This window comes from Polaromonas sp. P1_G4, assembly GCF_056405475.1.
The window spans coordinates 1-3,290 of sequence record NZ_JBFUCA010000480.1 but is presented as its reverse complement, the minus strand read 5'-3'; the positions used below and the strand labels follow the sequence as shown (position 1 = coordinate 3,290).

General features: G+C 62.7%; 3 protein-coding genes. All 3 read left to right on the top strand.

The window, feature by feature from the left end:
* Window positions 1-372, top strand: a 372-nt coding sequence (locus AC1D1X_RS19105) for a fasciclin domain-containing protein (protein WP_477698904.1), incomplete at its 5' end; no start/stop codon positions are given.
* Between the two features lie 169 nt (window positions 373-541).
* Window positions 542-1,675, top strand: coding sequence for an ABC transporter substrate-binding protein (locus tag AC1D1X_RS19100; protein WP_477698903.1), 1,134 nt, complete (start codon window positions 542-544; stop codon window positions 1,673-1,675).
* A gap of 61 nt (window positions 1,676-1,736) precedes the next feature.
* Entirely contained in the window at window positions 1,737-3,236 is a 1,500-nt protein-coding gene (ppx, locus tag AC1D1X_RS19095) for an exopolyphosphatase (protein WP_477670892.1), read from the top strand.
* Window positions 3,237-3,290 lie beyond the last annotated feature (54 nt).

Here is a 3,290-nt window from a genome sequence, read left to right as displayed (position 1 = left end):
CAGCTAAGCACCCTAAATGGCCTTGTAGCCAAAGCCGGGCTGACCGACACACTCAAGGGCACCGGCCCTTACACCGTATTCGCGCCCACCAACGCGGCTTTCGCCAAAGTGCCGGCCAAAACCATGGACGAGCTCGCCAAAGACCCGGCCAAACTCAAGGCGGTTCTGGCCTACCACCTCGTTCCCGGCAAGGTGATGGCAGCTGACGTCAAAAACGGCAACGCCAAAACCGTCAACGGCGCCAATGTGGCGCTCTCCAAGGCCGGCGAATTCGTCACCATCGAGGACGCCATGGTCCAGACCGCCGACATTTCCGCCACCAATGGCGTTGTTCACATTGTGGACAGCGTGCTGATTCCGCCCGCCAAATAAGCCCACGGGTGCTGGAACGGGTCAAGCCGGAAGGTTTGACCCGTTTTTTATTGAATTTGTGCAATTTCGTGCTCCAGACCTTATCGAGCCTGCGCAAGCAGCTATTGTTTTAGTAGCAATCCGTGCACGGCAAGTCGCCTCGCACCGGGGAACATCCATGCCAGCTCAAATGCCTTTAGTTAGTCGCCGCCGGCTGCTTCGCCGCGCCGGCCTGGTTGCCGCAGCAATTGCGAGCCCAGCCTGGGCCCAGCCCGGCAAGGGCGCTTCATCGCGCAGCATCGTCGTGGCCCAGCCGGTTGATTTTTCCCAGGCCCAGCAGGATGTCTCCAAGGACTTCCTGATCGGCTCACGCGCCGCCTGGCAGGACATCAACCTGCGCGGCGGCGTCCGCGGCAGGCAGGTCCAGCATCTGGCACTTGAAACGGACGGCACCCCCGCAAGCCTGCGCACGGCACTGGACTCGGTCAAGGACAACTCCGCCTGCATGGTGCTTTCCGGCAGTGTCGGCGACCAGGTTGCCAGCCAGATCGTGGCGCTGTCCCGCCAGGGCGGGCTGGGCATCCCCCACGCCGCCCCGTGGCTGCAAAACTCCAGCCTCGAGATCGACGACAAGACCTTTCCCATCTTCGCCGCGCGCCAGGAACAGATTGCCTATGCGCTCAAAAGCCTTTCAACCATGGGCCTCAAGGAGCTGGGTGCGATTTACGCCACAGCACAGGATCACGCGGCCTATCACTCGGATGTCGAGCGCATTGCCCTGGACATGCAACTGAAGCTGCAGCCCTTCAAGGCAACAGACGACCTGCGCGCGCTGGGCCAGAAACTCACGCCCCGTACACCCGCAGTGCTGCTTTTTGTGGGCGGAACGCCGGAGCTCGCCGAATTCACCCAGGGCCTGGAAAAGCAGGCCCGCCAGCGCTATGTCGTGGCGTTGGCCGATGTGAACCTGCAAACCATGCTGCAGATKGGCGCGGCGCGCAACACGCCGGTCATCGCCACCCAGCCGGTACCCCTGGTCAATGCCAGCCTTCCGGTGGTCAGAAGCTACCGTGAAACGCTTTCGCGCCTCTTCGACGAGCCGCCCACGCCGCTGAGCCTGGCAGGATTCATTGCAGCACGCTACACCTACGAAGTGCTCAATGACGTCGACGGCCCCCTGAACCGCCAGAGCGTTCTGGCCGCCTTTCAGCGCCGCACAAAGTTCGATGTGGGCGGATTCAGCATCAGCTTCAATCCCCAGCGCAGAAGCGGCACCTACGTCACGCAAAGCATGATGACCGTCGACGGCCGGTTGATCGGCTAGGCACCCAGAAATGCTGATGAGAGTCCCGCGCGATGGCTATATTGGGAGCTTAAACTCAGGTATGCAAAATGGAACGCTGCTCGCCGCTGTAGACCTCGGGTCCAACAGCTTTCGGCTGGAAATCGGCCGCTTTGATGCTGGCCAGATTCACCGCACCGAATACCTCAAGGAAACCGTTCGCCAGGGCAACGGGCTGGACGCCGACCGAAACCTGACCCCGGAAGCCATGCAGCGCGGCTGGGACTGCCTGGCGCGCTTCGGTGAACGGTTGGCCGGCTTCAAGAAGTACCAGGTTCGCGCCGTTGCCACCCAGACCCTGCGTGAAGCACGCAATCGCGAAGAGTTCCTCGCGCGCGCCCACAAAATCCTCGGCTTTGCCATTGACGTCATCCCGGGCCGCGAAGAAGCCCGCCTGATTTATCAGGGTGTTGCCCACCTCCTGCCCCAGTCCGATGAACGCCGGCTGGTGGTGGACATCGGCGGGCGCTCCACCGAAATGATCCTCGGCAAGGGGCTGGACGCGAGGACCATGGAGTCTTATCGCGTCGGCAGCGTGGCATGGTCGATGAAGTATTTCCCCGACGGGCAGTTCACCCCGCGCGCCTTCCAGACGGCAGAGGTCGCCGCCAAGGCGGTGCTTGACGAAGCCGTCAATATCTACCGCGCCGATGCGTGGGACACCGCCTATGGGTCTTCCGGCACGATTGGCGCCGTTAGCGACGTACTGACAGCCTCGGGCTGGCCCGCGGGCATGGTCACGCAAGAAGGCCTCGACTGGCTGCTGGACCGGCTGCTCAAGGCGCAAAGCGCCGACCGCCTCAAGCTCGACGGCATGAAAGACGACAGGCGCGCCGTCATAGGCGGCGGTGTGAGCGTGCTGAGGGCCGTGTTCGATCTCCTGGGCATCGCGCAAATGGAAGCCGCACAAGGCGCCTTGCGCCATGGTGTGCTCTATGACCTGGTGGACCGTGAGCAGGATTTGACCGATTTGCGCTCTACCACCGTGCAGCGCCTGGCCAGCAAATTCAATACCGACAACGCACAGGCCCAACGCGTCAGCAAAGTCGCCAGGCAGTTGTTCGTCATGGCCGGCAAGGGCATGCCCGCTGCGGAATCTGCCCGCTTCCAGCGCAAGCTGGAATGGGCCGCAGAGCTGCACGAGATCGGCAGCCAGATCTCGCACAGCGACTATCACAAGCATGGCGCCTACATCCTGGACAACGCCGACGCGCCGGGCTTTGCCCTGCCCGAACTGCATCGCCTGAGCCTTCTGGTGCTGGGCCACCGCGGCAAGCTGCGCAAGCTTGAAGTCAATTTCGAAGACCGCGTGTTCATCCAGCAACTGCTGTGCCTGCGCCTGGCCGTCATCCTCTGCCACGCCCGGCGCGACCCTGACCTCAAAGGCCTCCAGCTCGAAAGCAGCGCCGAGCCCGGAAAGATTTTTGTACTGAACTGCCGCGCCGGCTGGGCGCAGGCCTTCCCGCAATCGGCCCATCTGCTGCAGGAAGAAGTCCTGGCGTGGCAAAAAACGCCGTGGACGCTGGTTGTGCCCGGCCCCTGAGCACCCTCCTTCTGCCACGCCAGACCAGGCCTTGACGGTTTTTAAACAAACCGT

Excerpts from the sequence above, each read along its gene's own strand:
- ppx (WP_477670892.1), top strand. The coding sequence starts at position 1,737 with ATGCAAAATGGAACGCTGCTCGCCGCTGTAGACCTCGGGTCCAACAGC.